22 protein-coding genes are annotated in these 22,106 nt (G+C 46.7%); 10 read left to right on the forward strand and 12 right to left on the reverse strand.

All coding sequences use genetic code 11. From position 1 onward, the window contains the following. Nucleotides 1–132: 132 nt before the first annotated feature. Together G4O42_RS18530 and G4O42_RS18535 are read left to right on the forward strand one after the other, a co-directional pair. Nucleotides 133–894, forward strand: coding sequence for a MerR family transcriptional regulator (locus G4O42_RS18530; RefSeq protein ID WP_032875736.1), 762 nt, complete (start codon nt 133–135; stop codon nt 892–894). Beyond that, nucleotides 884–1,783 (forward strand): DUF2268 domain-containing putative Zn-dependent protease, encoded by a 900-nt coding sequence (locus tag G4O42_RS18535; RefSeq protein ID WP_205067862.1) that lies wholly within the window; start codon nt 884–886, stop codon nt 1,781–1,783. The genes G4O42_RS18530 and G4O42_RS18535 overlap by 11 nt, the downstream gene beginning before the upstream one ends. A gap of 89 nt (nt 1,784–1,872) precedes the next feature. Here the strand turns inward: G4O42_RS18535 and G4O42_RS18540 are convergent, their stop codons facing one another. Beyond that, on the reverse strand, nt 1,873–3,060 hold the full coding sequence (locus G4O42_RS18540; protein WP_032875734.1) for a class I SAM-dependent rRNA methyltransferase: 1,188 nt from the start codon (nt 3,058–3,060) through the stop codon (nt 1,873–1,875). A 94-nt stretch (nt 3,061–3,154) separates the two neighbouring features. Between G4O42_RS18540 and G4O42_RS18545 the strand changes: the two genes are divergently transcribed. Beyond that, nucleotides 3,155–3,538 (forward strand): glyoxalase GlxA, encoded by a 384-nt coding sequence (locus G4O42_RS18545; protein WP_032875731.1) that lies wholly within the window; start codon nt 3,155–3,157, stop codon nt 3,536–3,538. 27 nt (nt 3,539–3,565) lie between these two features. On the opposite strand, the gene celB (G4O42_RS18550) is transcribed toward G4O42_RS18545, so the two are convergent. Next, nucleotides 3,566–4,900 (reverse strand): PTS cellobiose transporter subunit IIC, encoded by a 1,335-nt coding sequence (celB, locus tag G4O42_RS18550; protein ID WP_032875728.1) that lies wholly within the window; start codon nt 4,898–4,900, stop codon nt 3,566–3,568. A 161-nt stretch (nt 4,901–5,061) separates the two neighbouring features. Between celB (G4O42_RS18550) and G4O42_RS18555 the strand changes: the two genes are divergently transcribed. Then, nucleotides 5,062–6,807: a S8 family peptidase gene (locus G4O42_RS18555; RefSeq protein ID WP_032875725.1), complete on the forward strand. Its 1,746-nt coding sequence runs from the start codon at nt 5,062–5,064 to the stop codon at nt 6,805–6,807. Nucleotides 6,808–6,865: 58 nt separating this feature from the next. Here G4O42_RS18555 and G4O42_RS18560 read toward each other — a convergent pair whose 3' ends face one another. From G4O42_RS18560 to G4O42_RS18570, 3 genes are all read right to left on the reverse strand, one after another. Then, a complete protein-coding gene (locus tag G4O42_RS18560) occupies nt 6,866–7,726 on the reverse strand; it encodes a glycosyltransferase family 8 protein (RefSeq protein WP_029325753.1) in 861 nt (286 codons plus the stop codon). A 259-nt stretch (nt 7,727–7,985) separates the two neighbouring features. Continuing rightward, the gene (ywaC, locus tag G4O42_RS18565; RefSeq protein ID WP_007407732.1) at nt 7,986–8,618 is read right to left on the reverse strand and encodes a GTP pyrophosphokinase YwaC; all 633 of its coding nucleotides are present in this window, start codon (nt 8,616–8,618) and stop codon (nt 7,986–7,988) included. Nucleotides 8,619–8,748: 130 nt separating this feature from the next. Beyond that, a complete protein-coding gene (locus tag G4O42_RS18570; protein ID WP_003150884.1) occupies nt 8,749–9,684 on the reverse strand; it encodes a 1,4-dihydroxy-2-naphthoate polyprenyltransferase in 936 nt (311 codons plus the stop codon). Nucleotides 9,685–10,126: 442 nt separating this feature from the next. Between G4O42_RS18570 and G4O42_RS18575 the strand changes: the two genes are divergently transcribed. The 6 genes from G4O42_RS18575 (at nt 10,127) to G4O42_RS18600 (ending at nt 15,688) form a co-directional block, all read left to right on the forward strand. After that, nucleotides 10,127–10,276: a teichoic acid D-Ala incorporation-associated protein DltX gene (locus G4O42_RS18575; RefSeq protein WP_003150882.1), complete on the forward strand. Its 150-nt coding sequence runs from the start codon at nt 10,127–10,129 to the stop codon at nt 10,274–10,276. Between the two features lie 15 nt (nt 10,277–10,291). Continuing rightward, the gene (gene dltA, locus G4O42_RS18580) at nt 10,292–11,803 is read left to right on the forward strand and encodes a D-alanine--poly(phosphoribitol) ligase subunit DltA (protein ID WP_032875723.1); all 1,512 of its coding nucleotides are present in this window, start codon (nt 10,292–10,294) and stop codon (nt 11,801–11,803) included. Then, nucleotides 11,800–12,981 (forward strand): D-alanyl-lipoteichoic acid biosynthesis protein DltB, encoded by a 1,182-nt coding sequence (dltB, locus tag G4O42_RS18585; RefSeq protein ID WP_012118762.1) that lies wholly within the window; start codon nt 11,800–11,802, stop codon nt 12,979–12,981. Before dltA ends, dltB begins: the two co-directional genes overlap by 4 nt. A 16-nt stretch (nt 12,982–12,997) precedes the next feature. After that, a complete protein-coding gene (dltC, locus tag G4O42_RS18590) occupies nt 12,998–13,234 on the forward strand; it encodes a D-alanine--poly(phosphoribitol) ligase subunit 2 (RefSeq protein ID WP_003150875.1) in 237 nt (78 codons plus the stop codon). Then, nucleotides 13,235–14,413 carry a D-alanyl-lipoteichoic acid biosynthesis protein DltD gene (gene dltD, locus G4O42_RS18595; RefSeq protein ID WP_032875719.1) on the forward strand — a complete coding sequence of 393 codons (1,179 nt, stop codon included), beginning with the start codon at nt 13,235–13,237 and terminating at the stop codon, nt 14,411–14,413. A gap of 183 nt (nt 14,414–14,596) precedes the next feature. Then, nucleotides 14,597–15,688: a branched-chain amino acid aminotransferase gene (locus G4O42_RS18600; protein ID WP_025650062.1), complete on the forward strand. Its 1,092-nt coding sequence runs from the start codon at nt 14,597–14,599 to the stop codon at nt 15,686–15,688. A gap of 41 nt (nt 15,689–15,729) precedes the next feature. Here the strand turns inward: G4O42_RS18600 and licH are convergent, their stop codons facing one another. From licH to G4O42_RS18630, 7 genes are all read right to left on the reverse strand, one after another. Next, nucleotides 15,730–17,058, reverse strand: a complete 1,329-nt coding sequence (gene licH, locus G4O42_RS18605; protein WP_003150870.1) for a 6-phospho-beta-glucosidase LicH — start codon at nt 17,056–17,058, stop codon at nt 15,730–15,732. Further along, nucleotides 17,055–17,387: a PTS lichenan transporter subunit IIA gene (gene licA, locus G4O42_RS18610; RefSeq protein WP_003150867.1), complete on the reverse strand. Its 333-nt coding sequence runs from the start codon at nt 17,385–17,387 to the stop codon at nt 17,055–17,057. Before licA ends, licH begins: the two co-directional genes overlap by 4 nt. 18 nt (nt 17,388–17,405) lie before the next feature. Further along, the gene (gene celB, locus G4O42_RS18615) at nt 17,406–18,764 is read right to left on the reverse strand and encodes a PTS cellobiose transporter subunit IIC (protein ID WP_032875716.1); all 1,359 of its coding nucleotides are present in this window, start codon (nt 18,762–18,764) and stop codon (nt 17,406–17,408) included. A 15-nt stretch (nt 18,765–18,779) separates the two neighbouring features. Then, nucleotides 18,780–19,088, reverse strand: a complete 309-nt coding sequence (gene licB, locus G4O42_RS18620) for a PTS lichenan transporter subunit IIB (RefSeq protein WP_003150863.1) — start codon at nt 19,086–19,088, stop codon at nt 18,780–18,782. A gap of 98 nt (nt 19,089–19,186) precedes the next feature. Then, on the reverse strand, nt 19,187–21,142 hold the full coding sequence (licR, locus tag G4O42_RS18625; RefSeq protein WP_032875713.1) for a transcriptional regulator LicR: 1,956 nt from the start codon (nt 21,140–21,142) through the stop codon (nt 19,187–19,189). A gap of 146 nt (nt 21,143–21,288) precedes the next feature. Beyond that, the gene (locus G4O42_RS20130) at nt 21,289–21,423 is read right to left on the reverse strand and encodes a hypothetical protein (protein ID WP_369719122.1); all 135 of its coding nucleotides are present in this window, start codon (nt 21,421–21,423) and stop codon (nt 21,289–21,291) included. A 51-nt stretch (nt 21,424–21,474) separates the two neighbouring features. Then, nucleotides 21,475–22,065 (reverse strand): DNA-3-methyladenine glycosylase, encoded by a 591-nt coding sequence (locus G4O42_RS18630; RefSeq protein WP_032875710.1) that lies wholly within the window; start codon nt 22,063–22,065, stop codon nt 21,475–21,477. Nucleotides 22,066–22,106 lie beyond the last annotated feature (41 nt).

The raw sequence follows: 22,106 nt of genomic DNA on the forward strand, positions 1-22,106 counted from the left end.
CCGGCTTTTTTTCTTTAATTTCAGCAATGAACTCCTCATATGTTCCCCTTTATATACAAAAAATTTTTAACCAACTATTGACTCTTACGTTGCGTAATACTTTAGAGTAGCCATTAAGGAGGCGGCAAACGTATGGGTATGAAAGTAAAAGAAGTAGCTGAACTGATTGGAGTAAGCATACGCACTCTCCATCATTACGATCAAATTGGATTATTGACTCCTCAGGAAACGACCGATTCCGGTTATCGGCTTTATTCTGAAGAGAATCTTGAACAGCTGCAGCAGATACTATTTTTCAAGGAGCTCGATTTCTCCTTAAAAGAGATTAAAGAAATCATTACTAATCCTTCATTTAACCGAAGGGAGGCATTCATTTTACAAAAGAAAATGCTGATTGAGAAACGGAATAGAGTCGATAAGATGATTGAAACCATCGATAAATCAATCAAACATATGATGGGAGAGATTTGCATGACGAACAAAGAGCGGTTTGAGGGAATTAACTTTAATGATAATCTTTATGAACAAGAAGCCCGCAAACGGTGGGGTGATCAACCTGTCGATAAGGTAAATATTAGATTGAAAAACATGACTGATGGTGAGCAAAAAGATTTATCTGATAAGTGGACTGCAATGTTCAATAAATTTGCACTCCTTATTAACCAATCTCCTGAGTCCCCAGACGTACAAACCGCTATCAAAGAGTGGTTTGATTTTCTCAATGAAAATTTTGGTGAATATTCTTTTGATGCCTTTTACGGATTAGGTCAACTCTATATTGAAGATGAACGCTTCACTAAGAACATCGACCGGTATGGTGAAGGGTTGGCGAAGCTCATGAGTGATGCCATTACAATTTATATAGATACTCAAAAAAAGGGTGATGCCCATTAAAATCATTATCGAGGATACAATTGGGCAATACGAAACGTTATTTTCAATGATTGAAAATAGAGAAGATTATTATCGGTATTCAATGATGAAACCTTTTGAAGATATGTGGAAAAAGATGAATGTTCCCTTAAAGGCAAAGGAACCTAACGGATATGATGTAATCATGGCTTCAAATATGCTGGGCTATCTGAGCATATTTGATACGGAAACCGGAAGAAAAGCATTAGAGAATCTAAAAGAAATTCAAGCTCTTCAAATTGCATATGGCACTTTAACTCATTGTGTAGAATTTATCAAACAAAACCGCTTAAAAATAAATGCTGATGAAATAAGGTTTGGGATGTATCTGGCTAATCAAAAAAAGCTTGAATTACATAGAGGGTATTGTGGATTCGGAGGAATTCCGGGATTTATTCAAGTTTCAATATTCCCCAATTCATATAACATACCGAGACTGCCTGCTGTAATCGCACATGAATTTCATCATAATATTCGTTTTTCGTATTTCAATTGGGACTATGGGAACGTAACGGTTGGTGATTACTTAATTATAGAGGGGCTGGCAGAATCGTTTGCCAAAGAACTTTACGGAGAAGCTCTGTTAGGTCCCTGGGTTACTTCTTTTGAAAAAGAAGACTTAGAATACTCAAAAGAAATTATCAAAGACTCATTAAATGTGAAAGGGTTTGCTGAGGTCAGCAGTTACATGTTTGGTGACACCTTTGCAGCCGAACAAGGTTATCAGCCTGTCGGCTTATCACCGTTTGCAGGTTATGCGGTTGGCTACCAAGCGGTGCAATCCTTCATGAAAGCCAACAATGTGGGGATTAGAGAGGCCACTTTACTTGGCACAGATGAGATACTAAGTAATAGCGGGTTGTTTCTTTAAACAGTAAGATATGAAGATTATTTTATCCCGTATTAAAGCGATGGAAGAGGGTTTTCTTTTCCCCTCTTTCCACGCTATAAATGATCATCCTATTTTTTCCGCAAGAAAACAACCTTCAAATAATTTCCTTCTTTAAACGCGGGAATCGTTTTGAAATCTTCCGGAAGCGTGTATTCTTCCAAAATGTCGTAACGCTCATTTGTTTCTTTAAAGGCGGTCTCTATAAAACCTTTAAATTTCTTCATATTGAAGGCGCTGCTGTTTGTCGAAGCGACGATGATGCCGTTTTTTGCAGTGATGGCGATCGTTTCCTTCAACAGGTTTTTATAATCTTTCGCTGCGCTGAACGTCCGTTTTTTTGTGCGGGCGAAAGAAGGCGGATCAAGGATGATGAGGTCAAACTCCAGCCCTTTTTTCTCCGCATAGCCGAAGTATTTGAAAACATCCATGACTTTAATGTCATGCGCCTCATAATCAATTCCGTTGGCGCTGAACTGTTCAATCGTTTTTGCGAGACTGCGGTTGGCGACATCGACGCTGGTCGTTTTCTCAGCTCCGCCAAGCGCCGCCGCGACAGAAAATGCCCCCGTATAAGAGAACGTATTCAGCACCCGTCTGCCGTTTGCATACTTATCCCGAATCGCTTTGCGCACATGACGCTGGTCTAAGAAAATGCCCGTCATCGCCCCGTCGTTTAAATCCACCGCGTACTGTATGCCGTTTTCTTGAACAATGACCGGAAAATCTCCTCTTTCACCTTTGACAAAATCGTCGTCTTCCACGTATTGCCCGGCCGTATCGAATCGTTTCTTTTCATAGATCGCTTTATATGAAAGCTCCAGTCCGTCAATCGCCTCAATCATGCTGTCCTTATAAGCGTAAATGCCTTTACTGTACCATTGAATCAGCAGATAACCGTCATAAAAGTCAATCGTGACGCCGCCGATGCCGTCGCCCTCACCGCTGAACAGCCGGAACGCCGTCGTATCGGGCGCCTTAAACAGATGGGCTCTTGCTTCAGCCGCTTTTTTCAGCTTGTCCAGAAAGAAACGTCCGTCGATCCGTTCATCTCTCGCGCGGGACAGCACCCAGCCGACTCCTTTATTCTGCAAGCCGTAATAGCCTTTTCCGATAAACTCACCCTTCTCGGATGTCACATCAAAAAGATCGCCCTCTGTTAAGTGAGCCGAGCTTCCGGACAGAGCGTCTTTTTCAATCAGGGGGAATCCTTTTTTCAGCTTTCCGGCAAATGTATCTTTCACTGTAAGTAGCTTCATTGTGCATTCCTCTTTCGTTTTGCTTTCTCTTATCGTACCATAAAACATGATCAACACCGCATTGTCCCGAAAAATTCAAAACAGGGGGAAAACCATGACAGCCAAAAGAATCGACCATACAGGCATTATGGTCAAAGATATTGAAACATCCATCGCCTTTTATCAAGACGTTCTCGGTATGCAGTTAAAGGATCGTATCACTCATACGAACGGCATTATTGAACTTGCCTTTCTCGGCTTTCAAGAAGGGCCGGAGACAGAAATTGAGCTGATCCAGGGCTATAGCAGCGAGCTTCCCGCAGAAGGAAAAGTGCATCACATCGCTTTATTAACTGAAGATATCGCGGCGGAGTTCACGCATGCGAAGCGTCAGGGCGCCGTATTTATCGATGAAGAAATCACGACGCTTCCGAACGGGTACCGCTACTTTTACATTGAAGGACCTGACGGCGAATGGATCGAATTTTTCCAGCGTTAAAAAAAACGGGCGAAGGCGCCCGTTTTTTTATGTTTCTTCAGTGACGTTTTGTTCCGCCGCCCGTTCCTCTCTCCATTTTTGAAGATCCCAAATTCGGAAAAACGGATAATAGATGATAAATGTAATCAGGAGATTGATCAGCTGCATGACCGAACCGGAGATTTTCCCGCCCGTCGCCAAATAACCTGAAATCAGCGGCGGCATCGTCCACGGCACGGCGATTCCCGCCGGTTTTGCCACCATCCCCGTGCTCATCCCGATGTACGTCGCCGTAATGGTCAAGAGCGGCGCAATGATAAAGGGCACGATTAACAGCGGATTCATGACGAGCGGCATCCCGAAAATAATCGGTTCGTTAATGTTAAAAATCGCGGGCCCGATGCCGAGACGGCCGAGCTGTTTCATCTGTTTGCTTCTGGAGCGCACAAGCATGGTCAGCACAAGGGCAAGCGTCGCTCCGCTTCCGCCGACATTAATCCATATTTGAAAGAACTGTGTCGTAAAAATGCTCGGCAGCGCTTCTCCCGCCTGAAAAGCCAAACGGTTGGCGTCCATCGCCCCGTACCAGATCGGCGACATGACGCCGCCGATAATGGACGCGCCATGTATGCCGCACGACCAAAGCAGCATTTGCACGAATTCGGCGATAAGACTTCCGCCGAGACTCCCGCCCAGAATAGACAGCGGGGTCCCCAGCAGATCGCCTACGACATTGTGGAGGCTTTTAAAGGGAGTTATTTCAATAAACAGACGGGCCAGCCATACAAGCGTAATAATAATGAAACCGGGGATGAGCGCAACGAACGATTTGCTGACCGCAGGCGGCACTCCGTCAGGCATCTTAATGACGATATTTCTTTGTATGATAAACCGGTACACTTCCGTAGACAGCATTGCAATGATCATCGCGACAAACAGACCTTTGCTTCCGAGCAGCGAAATCGGAATGCCGCCTCCCACCATAATCTCTGTTGCCGAGCCGTCAGGAATAAACGGAATCTGATACGGCGTCGCCAATAAAAAGGCGGCAAGGGCAATGGCTCCTGACGACAGGGCATCCACCTCATAGCTTTCCGCAAGCCGGTAAGCAATCCCAAAGGCGGCGACAAGCGCCATAATGTCAAAGGACGCATTCACGGGATACCCGAGCTTTTCAACCCAATTTTCACCGAAAAGACCAGCCATAAAATCGGCATAACCGGGAATCGGAAGACTCGTCAGAATCAGAAAAACCGATCCTATGATGATAAGGGGCATAGTCAAAATAATGCCGTCCCGCAAAGCTCTTAAGTGCCTTTGGCCGGCGACTTTTCCGGCAACAGGCATGATTTTTTCTTCCATGACCCGATTGAACTTACTCATTTATCAAAAACCCCCTTTTTGAGTTCATTGCGCAGATGTCTTAAAGCATTTTCTCCATCATATTTTGGAAACGCTTACATTTGCATACAGAAATTTTCCTTATCCCTTAGGAAAAAAAGAATTCCGCACTGCCGATATATAAAGAAAAAGGGGGAATTGCAATGTATCACACCCTGAAACCGATAATGGCCGCGGCCTTGTGCGTCAGCCTGTTCTCCGCCGCGGCGCCCGCGCACGCCGAGACGCACGACCGGGACGTTATCGTGGTGTACAAAAATCAAGACGGCAAGGAATCCGCTATAGACAGCGGAGCGGATGTGGAACAGACCTATCAGCATCTCCCGGCAGTCGCCGTGTCAGCCGATTCACAAACGGTGAAAGACCTGAAACAGGACCCTGACATCTTATATGTAGAAGACAATGTATCTTTTCAGGCATCAGGCGGTTCTGATATCCGCCCGTTATCAGCGGCCCAAAGCAGCAGTTACGCGCTGCCGCAATGGGATATAGAACCGACTCAGGTCAAGCAGGCGTGGAAAGAAGGCTTGACAGGAAAAAAGGTGAAAGTGGCTGTCATTGACAGCGGCATTTACCCTCATGATGACCTTTCCATTGCCGGAGGCTATTCCGCAGTCAGCTATACTTCCTCATACAAAGATGACAACGGACACGGGACGCATGTCGCCGGAATCATTGCGGCCAAACATGACGGATACGGCATTGACGGCATCGCGCCGGATGTCCGGTTATATGCGGTTAAAGCATTAGACAGAAAGGGTGCGGGGGATCTTAAAAGCCTTCTTAAAGCGATCGACTGGTCGATCGCCAACAAAATGGACATCATTAATATGAGTCTCGGAACTAACGCTGACAGCAAAATTCTTCACGACGCCGTAGATAAAGCATACAAAAAAGGAATCGTGATCGTAGCCGCCGCAGGAAACGACGGCAACAAAAAACCCGTCAATTATCCGGGCGCCTACAGCAGCGTAACGGCAGTCTCAGCGTCAACTGAAAAAAACGGGCTCGCGGCTTTTTCCACGACCGGAAAACAAATTGAATTTGCCGCACCCGGCACCAATATTACGAGCACGTACCTGAATCAAATGTACGCCGTAGCTGACGGCACATCTCAAGCCGCACCGCACGTCACCGGCATGTTCGCGCTGCTCAGGCAAAAATATCCCGAGGAAACAAATACACAGCTCCGGCAGCAGATGCAGCAAAACGTCAAAGATCTGGGCGCTCCCGGACGTGACAGCCGATTTGGGTACGGCCTGGTGCAATATCACGTAAAGCAAAAGAGCTTTGCCGAACGGGCTGTAATAAAAGCGGAAAAGACGAAAAAACAGGCAGATATCAATCAAGCAAAAACGGCCGTCAGCAAGCTGTCCAAGTCAAAGGGAAAAACCGCTCTCGAGTCCCGGATCAATAAAGTTCAGACGGCAAGAAATGTGACGGACGCAAGAGACAAAGTCCGGACTGCCGAAAAACAAAAGAAAAAAACCGCCGTCAATGCCGCACAAAGCGCCATTCGCAAATTACCGGCCGGTTCAGAGAAAAAAGGGCTGCAAAAACGGCTGAACGCTGTCAACTCAAGCCTTTTGAAAACAGCTGAGGCCAGCGTCAAGCAGGCGGAAAAAAAGACCTCTGAGGCCAACACCGCAAAAGCCCAAAAAGCAGTCAGCGAAATCCAGCCGGGAAAAGAAAAAACTGCTCTGGAAAAACGGCTTGGCCGGATAAAAGATAAACTCAACCGGCAGCAGGCTAGAGACAAAGTAAAAGCCGCGGAAAAAAACAAGACGAAAAAAGCAAAATCAGCGGCGCAAACAGCAGTCAGCCGATTGAAGCCGTCTGCCGAAAAGACCGGCCTGCAAAAACGCATGCGTGCGATTCGGGTGAAATAATAAAAAAAAACGCTTATGAGCCGGATAACGGCTTCACAAGCGTTTTCATCATACCTGCCTATTGGTTCATGGCCGGGCGGTCAATCGTGTTCCATTTCGTAAAGGACATATATCGGAAATAATGATCACGATACGGGTGCGAGGTGCCTGTATTCCAAGGCTTGTCGCTGCCGCAGAAATGGACGATGGCCGGTTCGGCACGTGTTTCTCTGTAACGTATACGGTCGATCAGTTCAGGAGGCGTTTTCTCATTCATGATAATATGCGTCTGCGCGTTCCAGCGCGGATGCAGTTCATGCCATTGATCATATAAGATCGCGTTAAGCGCGTCCTGATCATGGAACACGAGAAAATCCTCCGAGCTGTTTTCGTTGATAAAATCAATCACCTTTTCGGAAATATTTTGTTTTCTCCAAGGTTCGAAATCTATAATCATAATGCCGGAATTAAAATACTTGGCAGTGTCGCTGATATTCATTTTTTTCAGTCTTTCATGCTGTCCGGCGTCTTCTACCGCCGCAACTATTGCCGGGGAAATATCCAAATCCCATAAAACCGAAATATCTTCCATCACAATTGCATCGCAATCAATGTAAATCATCCGCTTTACGGACTCATCCTTAATTAAATCAGGGATGGAAATGCGGTAATAAGCCGCTTTTGTAATGTGGCTGCTTTCGACTGCATGCTTGTATTGATCAGCGTCTACTTCTAAAAATTCAAGCGGCGTCCCGAATGACATCGCGGTCTGTTCAAGCTTGTCCTTGTTTTCGGCAGTAATTCCGCCGTCGATCACATATAATTTGGCATTCCTTGTTTTATCCATATTCATCAATAAAGAAGCGAACATCCCACCCAAATGACGAGCATAATGATCATCGGCACATGATACGATATGCATTGTTTCATTCTTTCCCACTGATATTCATCTCCCTTTTTGTTGTACAAATGTCTTTCCCTTTTTTTTAAAAGTAAACCTTGATCTTACACATTTTTTCTGGGGGAATGTGCTGTTTGCGATTTGATATCTTTTGCATTCTCTGTTCAAATTCAATCAGCATTTCAGCCTGAATCATCGTCAGAATAAATCGCGCGGGAAAGCGAAAACACGTAAACATAAAAACAACCAGCCGGACTGCGTATAATAGCGGTCCGGCTGGTTGTGATGGGTCAATCGTTTAATCGACTTCTTTCTTAATCCCAAGCATCTTTTCGTCTAAATAATGGGCGATGTCCGCCGCTTCCTTCAGCTCGTCGGTCAGATGCTTTGGGACTTCGTTATTTAATTTGTAATAAATTTTATGTTCAAGGCTCGCCCAAAAATCCATGGCAATGGTGCGGATTTGAATTTCCGCCTTCACATATTCCACACGATTCGTCAAATAAACGGGAATTTCAATAATCAAATGCAGGCTGCGGTAGCCGTTCGGCTTCGGATGTTTGATATAATCCTTCACCTTTACGATCTTCAGGTCCTTATGCTGCTTCAAAACCTCAGCGACATTATAAATATCGGAAATAAAGGAACAGATAATCCTGACACCCGCAATATCATGAATATGCTCTTTCATTTCCTGCGTCGTCACATCGCAGCCTTTGCGCATCAATTTATTGACGATACTCTCGAAACTTTTTACGCGTGATTTTGTATGCTCGATCGGGTTATGCCCGTGAATCAGATTATATTCCTGGCTGATGATAGAAAACTTCGTATCCAGCTCATCTAAAGCGAATTTATAAACTAACAATTCATTTTTCCAATCTTCCATGACCGTTTTCAAATCATCCATATGGGCTGTTGACAAGTCCATTTTTTTCATCTCCTTGCTTTGCTGTCCGTATATAAGACGTGTCAGTCCTCAGTCAGGTTCTTTACAAAATCGTGAAGATTATGTCATAAAAAAAAGCAAATGCCGGTTATGGCATTTGCCTTTCATTTGATCAGCGGAAATAACTGATCAGGAGTCCGATTGAAAGCAGGAATCCGAAGAATGTATTGGTTTGCGCCGTTGATTTCATCGCAATAATCATGTTCATCGGCATTTCGTTTTTCACAAAGCCTTTCACGGCCTGAACGGGTTTCGGCACGCTCAGGAAGACCAGGAACAGCCACGGGCTTGTGTAACCCATGATGACAAGACCGACGATCCAGATGTAAGCGATGGCAAATGATGCGGCCAGTATCATGACGGCCCCTCTATGCCCCATCAAAATGGCCAGCGTTTTACGTCCGCCTTTTTTATCTTCCTCAATATCACGGATATTGTTGGACAGGTTAATCGCTCCGACCAAGATAGCGATCGGGATAGAAATCAAAATGCTCTGTTCATTAATTCTGCCTGTCTGAATGAAGAAAGAAATAAGGACAAATACAGAGCCCATGCAAATGCCGGAGAACAGTTCCCCGAACGGTGTATACGCAATCGGCAGCGGGCCGCCCGTATACAGATAGCCGATCAGCATGCCGGCAAGGCCGATAGCCGCAAGCCACCAGCTGCTGCTCATGCAGATATAAACACCGAGCACGAGGGCAATCGCATAAGAGCCGAGCGCCAGCTGCAGAATTGTTTTCGGCTTCATGCCGTGGCGGACGATCGCTCCGCCGATACCGACGGAATCCTCCGTATCTAAACCGCGTTTAAAATCGTAATATTCATTGAATAAGTTCGTGGCGATCTGGATCCAAAGGCAGGAAAACAGCATGGCCAAAAACAGCAGGAAATCAACCTTTACGTAAAACATCGCCAATACGGTGCCGAGAAGTACGGGCACAAACGATGCCGTCAATGTATGAGGGCGGGTTAGCTGCCACAAAATGCGGCCCATGCTTTCTTTCTCGGGCGTCTTTTGGCTGCCCCCCATATTGTTTTGATTCATTTTCCTCTTCCTTTCTATTAAAAGGCTTTCACAGTCAGCCGATAACAGTAGTGTTGAATTGGGGTTTTCACGTTTCTGCTACCTTATCTATCATAATAATTTCTTCCTCATTTCACAAGATGCGGCGCTTTATCGGCTATCCTGCCGGAAACGGCTTTTCGCCCTTCTCCATTGGGGTTCGGCACAAGCCTGCTTAAGAAAAAGCCGCCAAAATTTTTTTACCTCGTTTATATTTACGATAAGTTAAAAATCCCGCCTGAACAGCGCCTTTTTAGTATGATCATTTGCCAATTTATACATGCGTGTTTTCCATCCTTTTGTTCCTCATTCATTTTTAAGGAAATTTTAAGCTTAGGATATTAGACATATTTTGAAACTTTTTGTTAATCTAATCGTCATATACTGGTGTAATTATTGAATACGCGGGGAAGGAATTTTGAATATGATGCAAAAATTAAAACGTGCTTATGAAAATACATTGATCAAATGGACGTTTCATACGGGCTTTTATTTTCTGATATTAGTATTGCTCTTTTGGATGTATGGATTTCATACAGCGAATACCGGCACTTATATTTACAACGATTTCTAATCGGGGAGGATAACTATGAAACTACTTGATGCTATAAAAACATACGCAGACGCCAAGCCGCAGGCCGAAGCGTTTCGTTCCTTAGATCATTCCCTCACTTACGGGGAATTATGGGATTTGTCGGAGCGGGTTGCTTCCGGCATTCAAAAACATACAGCTGACGGTTCGAAAGCGCCTGTCCTGGTTTACGGACATATGGAGCCGAATATGATCGTTTCTTTCTTAGGAAGCGTCAAAGCGGGCCGCCCTTACATCCCTGTCGATGTTTCCATTCCGGCGGAGCGGATCGTCAAAATCATTGAAAGCTCAGGCGCAGAGCTGCTTATCAGCGTATCGGGCGATGCAGTCGATACGGGAAGCAATCTGATTAAAACCGTTACGCCCGAAGAGCTTGCAGCTGACGGAGATGCAGACCTCAGCCGTGAGAACTGGGTAAAAGAGCTGGATACGTTTTACATTATTTACACGTCCGGCAGCACGGGAAATCCGAAGGGCGTGCAGATATCGGCCGATAACCTGCAAAGCTTCACTGACTGGATCTGCAGGGATTTTCCTGTGGGCGAGGGTAAGACATTCTTAAACCAAGCTCCGTTTTCTTTTGATTTATCGGTCATGGACATTTTCCCGTCGCTTCAAACGGGAGGTACGCTGCACTGCGTAACGAAAGACAAAATCAATAAACCGAAAGTACTATTTGAAGAATTGGAGAAATCCAAACTGAACGTCTGGACATCGACGCCGTCTTTCGTCCAAATGTGTCTGATGGACCCCGGCTTTACGCAGGAACTCCTGCCTGAGGCAGAAGTATTTATGTTTTGCGGAGAAGCGCTTCCGGCTGCCGTGGCACAGGAGCTGTTAAACCGTTTTCCGAAGGCGCGCGTATTCAATACATACGGCCCGACTGAAACAACGGTTGCCGTCACCTCCGTTGAAATTACGCAGCAGATCATCGATGAACATGAATCTCTGCCTGTCGGTTTTGCAAAACCCGATATGGATATCTTCATCATGGATGAAAACGGGAATAAGCTTCCGGACGGAGAAAAAGGGGAAATCATCATCGCGGGCCCGAGCGTAAGCAAAGGCTATCTCGGAGAGCCTTCTCTGACGGAAAAAGCGTTTTTCCCGATCGACGGCCAGTGGGCATATCACACGGGTGATGCCGGTTATGTTCAGGATGGTCAGATTTTCTGCCAAGGACGCCTTGATTTCCAGATTAAGCTTCACGGCTACCGCATGGAGCTGGAGGAAATCGAAGTACATGTAAGGCAGTCTCAATATGTGCGCACGGCGGTTGTCATCCCGTATCAGCCTAACGGACCTGTCGAATATTTAATTGCCGCCATCGTGCCTGAGAAACATGATTTTGAAAAAGAATTCCAGCTGACAAGCGCCATTAAGAAAGAACTGGCTACTTCGCTTCCGGCCTACATGATTCCGAGAAAATTCATTTATCAGGATCACATTCAAATGACTGCGAACGGAAAAATCGACCGTAAACGCATTGGCGAAGAGGTTCTTGTATGACGCCTTACAGCTCGTTTTTCTTCTTTATCTTACTTGGAATCCTTCTTTTGCCGACGATTATTTTAGGGCTGAACGGCAAGAGATTCCAAGGATACAACATGTTTATATCCATCATCGTATTGGCTTTGATTTTCGCGCATGATCTGCACGGCGTGATCGCACTATGTATCTTTACGCTGTGGCAGGTGCTTTTAATCAGGGGTTATCTCGCTTACAGACTGAAAGCCAACAGCGGCTTTGTCTTCAGTATGGCCGTGATCGCGTCCATTTTACCCCTGTTTTTATCTAAATTATGGCCGTTTTTCTTTCCGCCGGCGCCTCATCACCCGGTTCATAACCTGATCAGTTTCTTAGGAATTTCTTATTTGACATTTAAAGGCGTCCAGCTGATCATGGAAACGAGAGACGGGCTGATTAAAGAAAAAATGCCGCTTCACCGCCTTTTGTACTTTATTATGTTTTTCCCGACCATTTCTTCCGGTCCGATCGACAGATACCGCAGATTTGCCAAGGACGAACAGAAAGTATGGACAAAGGGAGAATACGCTGATTTACTGTATACCGGCATTCATAAAATTTTTATCGGTTTCTTATACAAATTCATTATCGGATATGCGATTAACACGTATTTCATTATGAATCTGTCTCATATCACCCACAGCAAACTGTGGGGTAATGTGCTGTACATGTACGGATACAGCTTGTACCTGTTTTTTGATTTTGCGGGTTACACGATGTTTGCCGTCGGTGTAAGCTATATCATGGGTATCAAATCTCCGGAAAACTTTAATAAGCCGTTTATCAGCAAAAACATTAAAGACTTCTGGAACCGCTGGCACATGTCCTTATCCTTCTGGTTCAGAGACTACGTATTTATGCGCTTTGTTTTCTGGATGACAAAGAAAAAATGGATAAAGAACCGGATGGCCGTCTCGAACATCGGGTATTTCCTGCTGTTCATGCTGATGGGCGTCTGGCACGGACTCGCCCTGCAATATATTGTATACGGCCTGTACCACGCCGTATTAATGACCGGGTATAACTTTTTTGAGAAATGGAATAAGAAATACAAATGGCTGCCCGCCAATCGTTTTACGGCCTTTTTAGCCATCGTCATCACATTCCATTTCGTATGTTTCGGATTTTATATTTTCTCAGGAAAACCATTTCATCACTAAAGGAGATTGAAAACACATGGAATTTAAACAGGAAGTATTAGACGTATTAGCTGAAGTTTGTCAGGAGGACGCTGTGAAAGAAAATCCTGATATTGAAATCTTTGAAGAAGGACTGCTTGATTCTTTCGGAACTGTAGAACTGCTGGTCGCCATCGAAAACCGCTTCGGCATTACAGTGCCGATCACTGAATTTGACCGTGACGAGTGGAATACGCCAAACAACATTGTAAACAAACTGACTGAGTTGAAGTAAATGAAAAAGCGTTTCTTTGGACCAATTATTTTAGCGTTCGTCCTGTTTGTCGGAGCTATCGCAGTTCCGGCTTCATGGCTTACGCGCTTCATTCCTGAAAAACGTGTCGAAGAGTCGGCGGCAGCCTTAAATCCGAATATGTTCCAGGGGCTCTATCTGCAAAACAAAATGTTCGAAGACTCGAAGTATATGCCGATTTTCGGTTCTTCCGAGCTTTCAAGACTGGATGAGTTTCACCCGTCCAACTATTTCCAAGTGAACAACCAAGGCTTTACTCCTTATCTTGTCGGAAAAGGCGGGGACCAATCCTTGATACACGCCGTGAACTTTGCGGCGCATTATCAGCAGCTGAAGGGCAAAAAACTGGTATTCATTGTTTCTCCGCAATGGTTTATCAAAAAAGGTTCTGATGAACAGCACTTTGCGCCGAATTTTTCATCACTTCAGGCATTGGATTTAGCATTTAATAACCAGATTGATCCCGCGGTCAAAAAGAACATGATGAAGCGCATGCTCCGTTTTAAAGTCGTTCAGCATGATGCCGTCCTTTCTGAATTATACAAGGGAATGGTCAACGGACAATCATGGAAAGTGAAAGCGGTCATGCCGGCTGCCAAAGCTTATTATTCTCTGCTTGAGAAAAAAGATCTTTATTATTCAATGGGAGAAACCAAGGGCCCTGAACGGACGATCTCTGAAAACCTGAAAGGGAAATCGTGGTCAGAGTTAAAAACAGCTGCCGCTCAATTAGGAGAACGGAGCTCCAAGTCCAATCCTTTCTATATCGATGACGCTTCTTATAAAAAGATTAAGAAGAAAGTAAAGAGAGTGAAAGGAATCAACAAAAAAAGAACATACGCCAAATCAGTCGAATATCACGACTTTGCGGATATGCTGGACATTCTGAAAGATGCCGGCGCTGAGCCGATGTTCGTGGTTATTCCTGTCAACGGAAAATGGTATGACTACACCGGCTTCCCGAAAAAAGGCCGGACTGATTACTACAAAAAAGTCACTAAGCAAATTAAAGCGAAGGGCTTTCAGGTTGCCGACTTATCCGGGCACGAATATGATCCGTACTTTATGAAAGACACCATCCATATCGCCTGGAAGGGCTGGGTGTACGTCGATAAAGCAATGGAGCAGTTTTACAAAACCGGCAAGGTGACGGTTCACTGAGCACGGTGATGACAGAATACGTAAAAACGAACAAGCAGGGGGCATTCTCTCCCCTGCTTTTTATGTGATTTGATTTTTTCACAAATTTGAGGAAAACTATTGCGAATATTTGTTGAAGGTATACAATAGAATATAAATTATTTTCAAATAAGTTTGACAATAACACCAATAGGGAGACAGAACATTATGAAACAAGATATTCGTGTTGAATTGACTTCAGCCAAAAAACCGAAACCGGACCCCCATGACCTTGCGTTCGGCAGAATTTTCACCGACCATATGTTTGTTATGGATTACGATGCTGATCAAGGCTGGTACGATCCGAGAATTATCCCTTATCAGTCCATCTCAATGGATCCTGCGGCCATGGTTTATCATTACGGCCAAACCGTTTTTGAAGGGCTTAAAGCGTATGTAACGAAGGATCAGGAAGTGCTTCTGTTCAGACCGGAGAAAAATATGGAGCGCCTGAACCAGTCAAATGACCGCCTTTGCATCCCGCTCATTGATGAAGAGCTTGTTCTTGAAGGCCTGAAACAGCTCGTAGCCATCGACAAAGACTGGATTCCGAAAGCGGAAGGCACTTCCCTTTATATCCGTCCGTTTATCATTGCGACTGAGCCTTTCCTCGGTGTAGCGGCATCCCATACGTACAAGCTGTTTATCATTCTTTCCCCGGTCGGCTCTTATTACAAAGAAGGCATTAAACCGGTAAAAATCGCCGTGGAAAACGAATTCGTGCGCGCCGTCAAAGGCGGCACCGGAAACGCGAAAACCGCCGGCAACTACGCATCAAGCCTGAAAGCGCAGCAGGTTGCGGAAGAGAAGGGATTTTCCCAGGTTTTATGGCTTGACGGCATTGAGAAAAAATACATCGAAGAAGTCGGCAGCATGAACATCTTCTTCAAAATCAGCGGCGAGATCGTGACGCCGGAGCTGAACGGAAGCATTCTTGAAGGAATTACGAGAAATTCCGTCATCACCCTTCTCAAACATTGGGGACTGACTGTGTCTGAGCGAAAGATTTCGATCGATGAAATCATTCAGGCGCATCGTGACGGCCGATTGGAAGAAACATTCGGAACCGGTACGGCGGCGGTCATTTCTCCGGTCGGCGAACTGATCTGGAATGATGAAAGTCTTGTCATCGGCAGCGGTGAAACCGGAGAGATCTCGAAGAAATTGTACGATACCATTACAGGCATTCAAAAAGGCGCGGAAGCCGACGTGTTCGGCTGGACGACAGAAGTCGCCTCACTAAGCGAATCAAAATAAGCAAAAAACCCGGAAGCGAATCCGGGTTTTTTTTACTGCTCTTATGCTTCAATCGACTTAAAGAAATGAGGCAGATGTTCTTTGTGGGCCTCAAGCATTTCATCCAGAATGGCCTTTGCCACGGAGTCTGACGGGACGAGAGGGTTGATCGTCATCGCAAGTAGCGCCGTTTGATAATCTCCCGTGACGGCTGCTTCAGCGGCGACGCGCTCAAATGATTTGATTTGCTGGACGAGTCCGCGGACAGACACCGGCAGATCACCGACGGCGATCGGTTTCGGACCGTCTTTCGTCATGACACAGTTCACTTCGACCGCTGAGTCATTCGGAATGCTGGCGATCGCGCCGTTGTTTATTGTATTGACGGGCTGGATATCATGTTTGTCGTTATAGATGGAGCTGATCAGGTTGCAGGCCGCGTCACTGTAGTACGCTCCGCCCCGTTTTTCAAGCTGCGGCGGTTTGATAGCGAGATTCGGATCTTTGTACAGTTCGAACAGTTCTTTCTCAACCTTCTGCACGACCTCGGCGCGTGTGCCCTCCGTCTGTGACGCTTCTATTTCATGCTCGAGCATTTCTTTCGTTTTGAAATAATAGCGGTGGTAGCCGCAAGGAATCAAATCAAGCGCCTTCAAGAATTCAGGCTCCCATTCCGCGCCTGAAATATTTTTCATCGTCATGGCGTTTTCCGGGTCTCCCATGGCTTCAATGACTTGATCTTTCACGCTGACGCCGTCTAAGAAAACATCTAATCCGAAGACCATGTGATTCAGCCCGGCAAATTGCACTTCGATCCGGCTGACATCCACATCCAATGCTTTTGCGACGCCCATTTTAATGCCGATCGGCACATTGCAGAGACCGACGACTTTTGTGAGATTCGAGTAGCGGAGCAAGGCCTCGGTAACCATGCCGGCAGGGTTTGTGAAATTCACGAGCCATGCATTCGGACAAAGCTCTTCGATGTCTTTCGCGATTTCCAGAATAACCGGGATGGTGCGCAGCCCTTTGAATAAACCGCCCGGACCGTTTGTCTCCTGGCCGATTACGCCGTATTTTAACGGAATCCGTTCATCTTTGGCGCGGGCCTCAAGAAGGCCGACGCGGAATTGAGTCGTTACGAAATCCGCATCCTTCAAAGCTTCTCTCCGGTCAAGCGTCAGGTGAATCTCTATCGGAACACCCGCTTTTTCGACCATGCGTTTTGCAAGCGTGCCGACGATATTGAGTTTTTTCTCGCCTTCAGGAATGTCGACGAGCCATAATTCTCTGACAGGCAGTTCCTCATAGCGCTTAATGATGCCTTCCACAAGCTCCGGTGTATAGCTTGAACCTCCGCCGATCGTTACAATTTTAATTCCTTTTGTCATATTTTTGCTCCCCCTTGCAGACTCACTTTTTCGTAAATCTCGACTAACTCAGCGGCCAAGTCTTTCACGGTCATGGCATTCATTAAATGATCTTGCGCATGCACCATCAAAAGCGTCATGTCTGTTTTTTCTCCGCCGGCTTCATTTTGGATCAGTTCTGTCTGATAATGATGGGCTTCGGTCAGTTCCCTTGCGGCTTCCTGAAGCTTTTCCTCGGCCATGGCTCTGTCCCCCCGCTTTGCGGCGGCAATGGCTTCCATTGATGCGCTTCTGCCGTTGCCGCCATGCAGGATGATCTGAAAAATGGTCTGTTCCATTTTTTCATTCATGTGTTTCACTCCCTTTCTCTACAGCACGGCTTTTTCGTCTCCCTGTACGGCTGGCGCCTGCGATTGTTCAAGTTCGTTTTCTTCTTTCAGCTTTTGCGAATCCCACATTCTGAAGAACGGATAGTACACGATAAAGGCTGTGATGATATTAATCGCCTGCATGACAGCCCCTGATATTTTTCCGCCCGTGGCAAGATAGCCGGAGAAAATCGGCGGCATCGTCCATGGGACGGCAATGCCGGCAGGTTTAGCGACGAGGCCAGTGCTCATGCCGATATAGGTAAAGACCAGTGTGACAAGCGGTGTGATAATGAACGGAATGAGAAGCATCGGGTTCATGACGATCGGCATTCCGAAAATAATCGGCTCATTAATATTAAAGACGGCCGGCCCGATGGCGAGTTTCCCAAGCTGCTTCATCTGCTTGCTTCGCGAACGGAGAAACATGGTGACCACGAGCGCCAGTGTCGCGCCGCTTCCGCCGATGTTGATCCAGATTTCAAAAAACTGCTGGGTGAAAATATTCGGAAGCGCATCGCCCGCCTGAAACGCAATCCGGTTGGCATCCATCGCTCCGAACCAGATCGGCGCCATGACGCCGCCGACTATGTTTGCCCCGTGTAATCCGCACGCCCACAAGAGCATTTGAACCGCTTCGGCTATCAGGCTTCCGCCGAGACTTCCCCCAAGAATCGAGAGCGGCGTCCCCAGTACAACGCTTACAATGTTATGAAGGCTTTCAAACGGCGTCGCTTCGACAATTAAACGCGCGCCCCAGATCAGAAAGATGACGGCAAAGCCGGGAATTAAAGCGACAAATGATTTGCTGACCGCCGGAGGCACGCCGTCCGGCATTTTGAAGACGAAATTCCGCTGGATGATCAGGCGGTAAATTTCCGTCGACAGCATGGCGATGATCATCGCGACAAACAGCCCTTTGCTTCCCATGAGAGACAGCGGGATGCCGCCGCCCACCATGATTTCCTCTTTGGCGCCGGAAGGCAGAAACGGAACTTTGTACGGCGTTGCCAAGAGAAACGCCGCCAAAGATATCGCACCGGCCGATAAAGCGTCCACCCCGTATTTTTCGGCCAGGCGGTAGGCGATTCCGAAAGCGGCGACAAGACCCATGATTTCAAAGGTCGCATCAACCGGATATTGCAGTTTTTGAGACCAGGCGCTTCCGAACGTCTTTGCCATGAAATCCGCATATCCCGGAATCGGCAGGTTGCCGATGATCAGAAAAAACGAACCGATGATGATAAGCGGCATGGTGAGGATGATCCCGTCACGCAATGCTTGCAGATGCCGCTGGGAGGCAATTTTTCCGGCAATGGGCATGACTTTCTCTTCTAAAAACTGGTTCACCTTATTCACACGGCCCGCCCCTTTCTACGATGCGTTTCCGAGCTGTTCCGCTGATTTCAGAACCTCCGCTCCGTTGCACGTGCCGTAATGGACGGTATTGATGACTTCAACCGGCACTCCTTTTGATTCACCCAATTTTTTCAGCTGCGGAAGCAAATAACGGACTTGAGGCCCAAGCAGCAATACGTCCGCTTTATCAATATGCTGGTTGACTGAATCGCCTGACACCGCCCAGATTTTATATTCTTTTCCTTGTTCCTGCGCGCTTTTTTCCATCTTGGTGACGAGTAAGCTTGTTGACATCCCTGCTGCACAAACGAGTAATATATTCATGTAAAAGACCTCCTGAAAGTTTGATATTTTGTATGTCTCGATGTTAGTACCATCATATTATGAAATCGCTTTCATAACTACTCAGGCTTTTTCCGCTGCTAACGGAAAAAAGGTGTATCCCGGTCTTTCTCTGATCGTTTGTCTCTGAATACTCGTAAAACCTCCTGATAGGTTGTGCATTTTAAGAGACGGCTTACCGCGGCCGGATCATCTAACATCCCGCCGAGCCATTTGTACATATGCTGGAGGTCGGCCTTGCTTTCTTTCTCGACGCAGAGCAGGCAGACAAATTGGACACGCTTATCCGCCCAGTCAATCGGTTTCTTCAGCGTGCATACCGCCCAAAACGTCGTGTCTGTCTGCGGAACGAGCGGGTGCGGAATCGCCGTAAGATTGCCGAAACTCGTAGGAGAAATCGCTTCCCTTTCAAAAATAGAATCGGTCAGAGAATCAGAAGCGAGGCCGGCTTCTGCAACCTGCTGTCCGAGAAAACGGATAACGTCCTCCTTCGTCTCCAGATCCTGCTGCAAAAATACCAGCTCCGGTTTCAGAAAGTTCAATTGTTCCCGCTTTTCTTCCAGCATGGCGTCGATTTTTGTAAAATCCCCGCCGCCCAACAGCGTCTGAACCTTTAATACGGGAACTGGCAGGTCTTTTTTGATCGGCACTGTGCTGACCACAAAATCAATCGACTCAAAGGAAAGCTGGTCAAGGCTGCAGTAATCAGCCGTTCCGACGATTTCAAGACGCTTTGCGAACCGGGAACGGAGCTTTTCTCTTAAAAGCTGCGCGCTGCCGGCGCCGGACGCACAGACAATCAGACAGCGCTTAGGCGGCCGTTCCGTCTTTCTCCTTTCGATGGCGGCTCCGAAATGAAGCGCCAAATATCCGATCTCATTTTCATGAATATCAATGCCGGTTTGCTCCTTGATCACGATTCCCGCAATCACTCCCGCTTCAAATGCGAGCGGATAATTTTCCTTTATGGCGGCGAGCATGGGATTTCTCAGGTTCATTCCGTACCGGTTTCGGTTAATCGCCGGCTTGATATGGAGCGCAAGACCCGCTTTCAGCTCATTGTCATCCGTGATTCCGAGCTTCAGCTCCCGCTCAATGGCTTCGATCATGGCCTCCGTCAAATGGCTGGTTTCTCCGTCTATCAGCCTTGTAAGCTCTTTTCCTTCCAGTTGTGACTGGGTCATGCGCTTTGTCCCGAGCAGGTGAATGGCGATATAGGCGGTTTCCTGTTCGGGAAAGGTGACCGAAAGCGCAGATTCAAGCTCTTTTACGATGGCTTCCGCTGACTGATATTCTGTTTCAAGCTTAATATCATGAAGATCTTCCGGAATGAGAGATACATAGTTTTCTGTCCGGATTCGTTTGCAGGCAATGGCGATATGGATGATGAGATTGTTCAGGCCGAAGAAAGAAAGCGGGATCTTATGGTTTCGAACCTGCTTCATAATGGCTGTGCGGATCACATGAATGTCGTCTTTCGGCAGAATACCGGCCTTTTCACTCAGGAGATCAGGCTCAGGCTCGCGGTCGTCCACTAAGTATTCCGCCATACAATAACGGAGGCGGAGCTCTTCGCCGCGCAGCTTAAAGCCGTAGTTCGGCCTTGTTTCCAAAATGATGTCATAGGGGCGGAGCCGTTTTTTGACTTCTTTTAAATCAGATTGAAGTGTGGATTTACTGATGAACAGTTCTTCCGCCAAGTCATCCAGCTTGAGGTAGCCGTCGGTCAGAAGCATTCTTTTCATAAGGTAATCTATCCGTTCATCGGGAAAAATCGGCACGGTGCTGTTTTGCTGGAAATTGTCCTGAAGCCAGTTTTTAAACGGCTGTTCATTCCGGATCAGCAGCTTATAGCCGCTCCCTCTGACAGATTGAATGGATGCGCCGTGTTTTTCTACAATGGTTTGCAGTTCCTTTATGTCATTGCGGACCGTCCGTGTCGTTACCTTTACATTTGCAGCGATGACTGAGCTTGTAACCGGTGTTTCAGCAGCTAAAAGCAAGCGCAGAAGTTCACGAAGCCGCCCATGAAGCATGAGAAAAACCTCCTATCAGATCAGATGCAGACGTGAAAAATGGGCAAAAAGAATGAGGAAGGGGTAAATGTATGTAAATTCTATAATGGGAAGGATTTCAAGTCAATGCGGCAATCCGATGCCAAGCCCGTAAAAAAACAGCCGGATCAGCCGGCTGTTCGGGATGCGGACATGCGGTTCCGCTTAGATGCCTTCCGTTCTTTTATGATTTTTCTGATGATCGGATAGATGACGGGCGCCCATTTGATAATCGTTTTGAAAAATTTTTTCAATGTCTGAATCCCCTTTCTTTTACCTTGTCTTTCCCCTGTTATCAGCGGTTATAAACATGGTCAGCGTGAGACATACCGGTTCCCCGTCACCCAATAGCGCCACGGATAATCCCGGGCTTCTCCGCTGTTGTCAATCCCGATTCTCGGGCCTGTTGATATATGTTCAGGCGTAAAGCCCTCGGTAATATACAGCGGCGGTTCCGTGATCATGCCGCCGTAGTCGTTCATTGAAATGCCCATCGCTTTCGTCAGTTTTCCCGGGCCGTTTGTCCACTCTCTCGGGGGTCTGCCCGGTCTCCTGCTCTCCATCAGGAACTGTCCTTCATGAGGCTCCGCCGCCCTGATTAACACGGCCTGCGGAATGCCGATGTCCGCGGCGACGACGTTCATTAATGTATGAGTGTGCATGACATATGTATAAATGCGGCCCGCCTCATGGAACATAATTTCCGTCCGTTTCGTACGCCGGTTGCCGAAGCTGTGCGCCGCCCGGTCATCCGCTCCCATATAAGCTTCCGTTTCCACGATAAAACCTGAAGCCGTTCCCTCGTCCGTCTCCTTCACCAAAAGACAGCCGAGCAATAAAGGGGCAAGCTCCACTGACGGCCTCTGGTAAAATTCAATCGGCAAAGGCTTTCGTTCTCCCGCCATTTGCCTCCCTCCTTTCTGAATATAGCTATTTCCTCTTTCAC

This window comes from Bacillus sp. LUNF1 (assembly GCF_011008975.1).
GTDB lineage: Bacteria > Bacillota > Bacilli > Bacillales > Bacillaceae > Bacillus > Bacillus velezensis.

Bases quoted from the DNA above. Each gene is read 5' to 3' on its own strand.
- G4O42_RS18530 (WP_032875736.1), top strand. From the start codon at position 133: ATGGGTATGAAAGTAAAAGAAGTAGCTGAACTGATTGGAGTAAGCATA.
- G4O42_RS18535 (WP_205067862.1), top strand. From the start codon at position 884: ATGCCCATTAAAATCATTATCGAGGATACAATTGGGCAATACGAAACG.
- G4O42_RS18540 (WP_032875734.1), bottom strand. From the start codon at position 3,060: ATGAAGCTACTTACAGTGAAAGATACATTTGCCGGAAAGCTGAAAAAA.
- G4O42_RS18545 (WP_032875731.1), top strand. From the start codon at position 3,155: ATGACAGCCAAAAGAATCGACCATACAGGCATTATGGTCAAAGATATT.
- celB (WP_032875728.1), bottom strand. From the start codon at position 4,900: ATGAGTAAGTTCAATCGGGTCATGGAAGAAAAAATCATGCCTGTTGCC.
- G4O42_RS18555 (WP_032875725.1), top strand. From the start codon at position 5,062: ATGTATCACACCCTGAAACCGATAATGGCCGCGGCCTTGTGCGTCAGC.
- ywaC (WP_007407732.1), bottom strand. From the start codon at position 8,618: ATGGACTTGTCAACAGCCCATATGGATGATTTGAAAACGGTCATGGAA.
- G4O42_RS18570 (WP_003150884.1), bottom strand. From the start codon at position 9,684: ATGAATCAAAACAATATGGGGGGCAGCCAAAAGACGCCCGAGAAAGAA.
- G4O42_RS18575 (WP_003150882.1), top strand. From the start codon at position 10,127: ATGATGCAAAAATTAAAACGTGCTTATGAAAATACATTGATCAAATGG.
- dltA (WP_032875723.1), top strand. From the start codon at position 10,292: ATGAAACTACTTGATGCTATAAAAACATACGCAGACGCCAAGCCGCAG.
- dltB (WP_012118762.1), top strand. From the start codon at position 11,800: ATGACGCCTTACAGCTCGTTTTTCTTCTTTATCTTACTTGGAATCCTT.
- dltC (WP_003150875.1), top strand. From the start codon at position 12,998: ATGGAATTTAAACAGGAAGTATTAGACGTATTAGCTGAAGTTTGTCAG.
- dltD (WP_032875719.1), top strand. From the start codon at position 13,235: ATGAAAAAGCGTTTCTTTGGACCAATTATTTTAGCGTTCGTCCTGTTT.
- licH (WP_003150870.1), bottom strand. From the start codon at position 17,058: ATGACAAAAGGAATTAAAATTGTAACGATCGGCGGAGGTTCAAGCTAT.
- licA (WP_003150867.1), bottom strand. From the start codon at position 17,387: ATGAATGAAAAAATGGAACAGACCATTTTTCAGATCATCCTGCATGGC.
- licB (WP_003150863.1), bottom strand. From the start codon at position 19,088: ATGAATATATTACTCGTTTGTGCAGCAGGGATGTCAACAAGCTTACTC.
- licR (WP_032875713.1), bottom strand. From the start codon at position 21,142: ATGCTTCATGGGCGGCTTCGTGAACTTCTGCGCTTGCTTTTAGCTGCT.
- G4O42_RS18630 (WP_032875710.1), bottom strand. From the start codon at position 22,065: ATGGCGGGAGAACGAAAGCCTTTGCCGATTGAATTTTACCAGAGGCCG.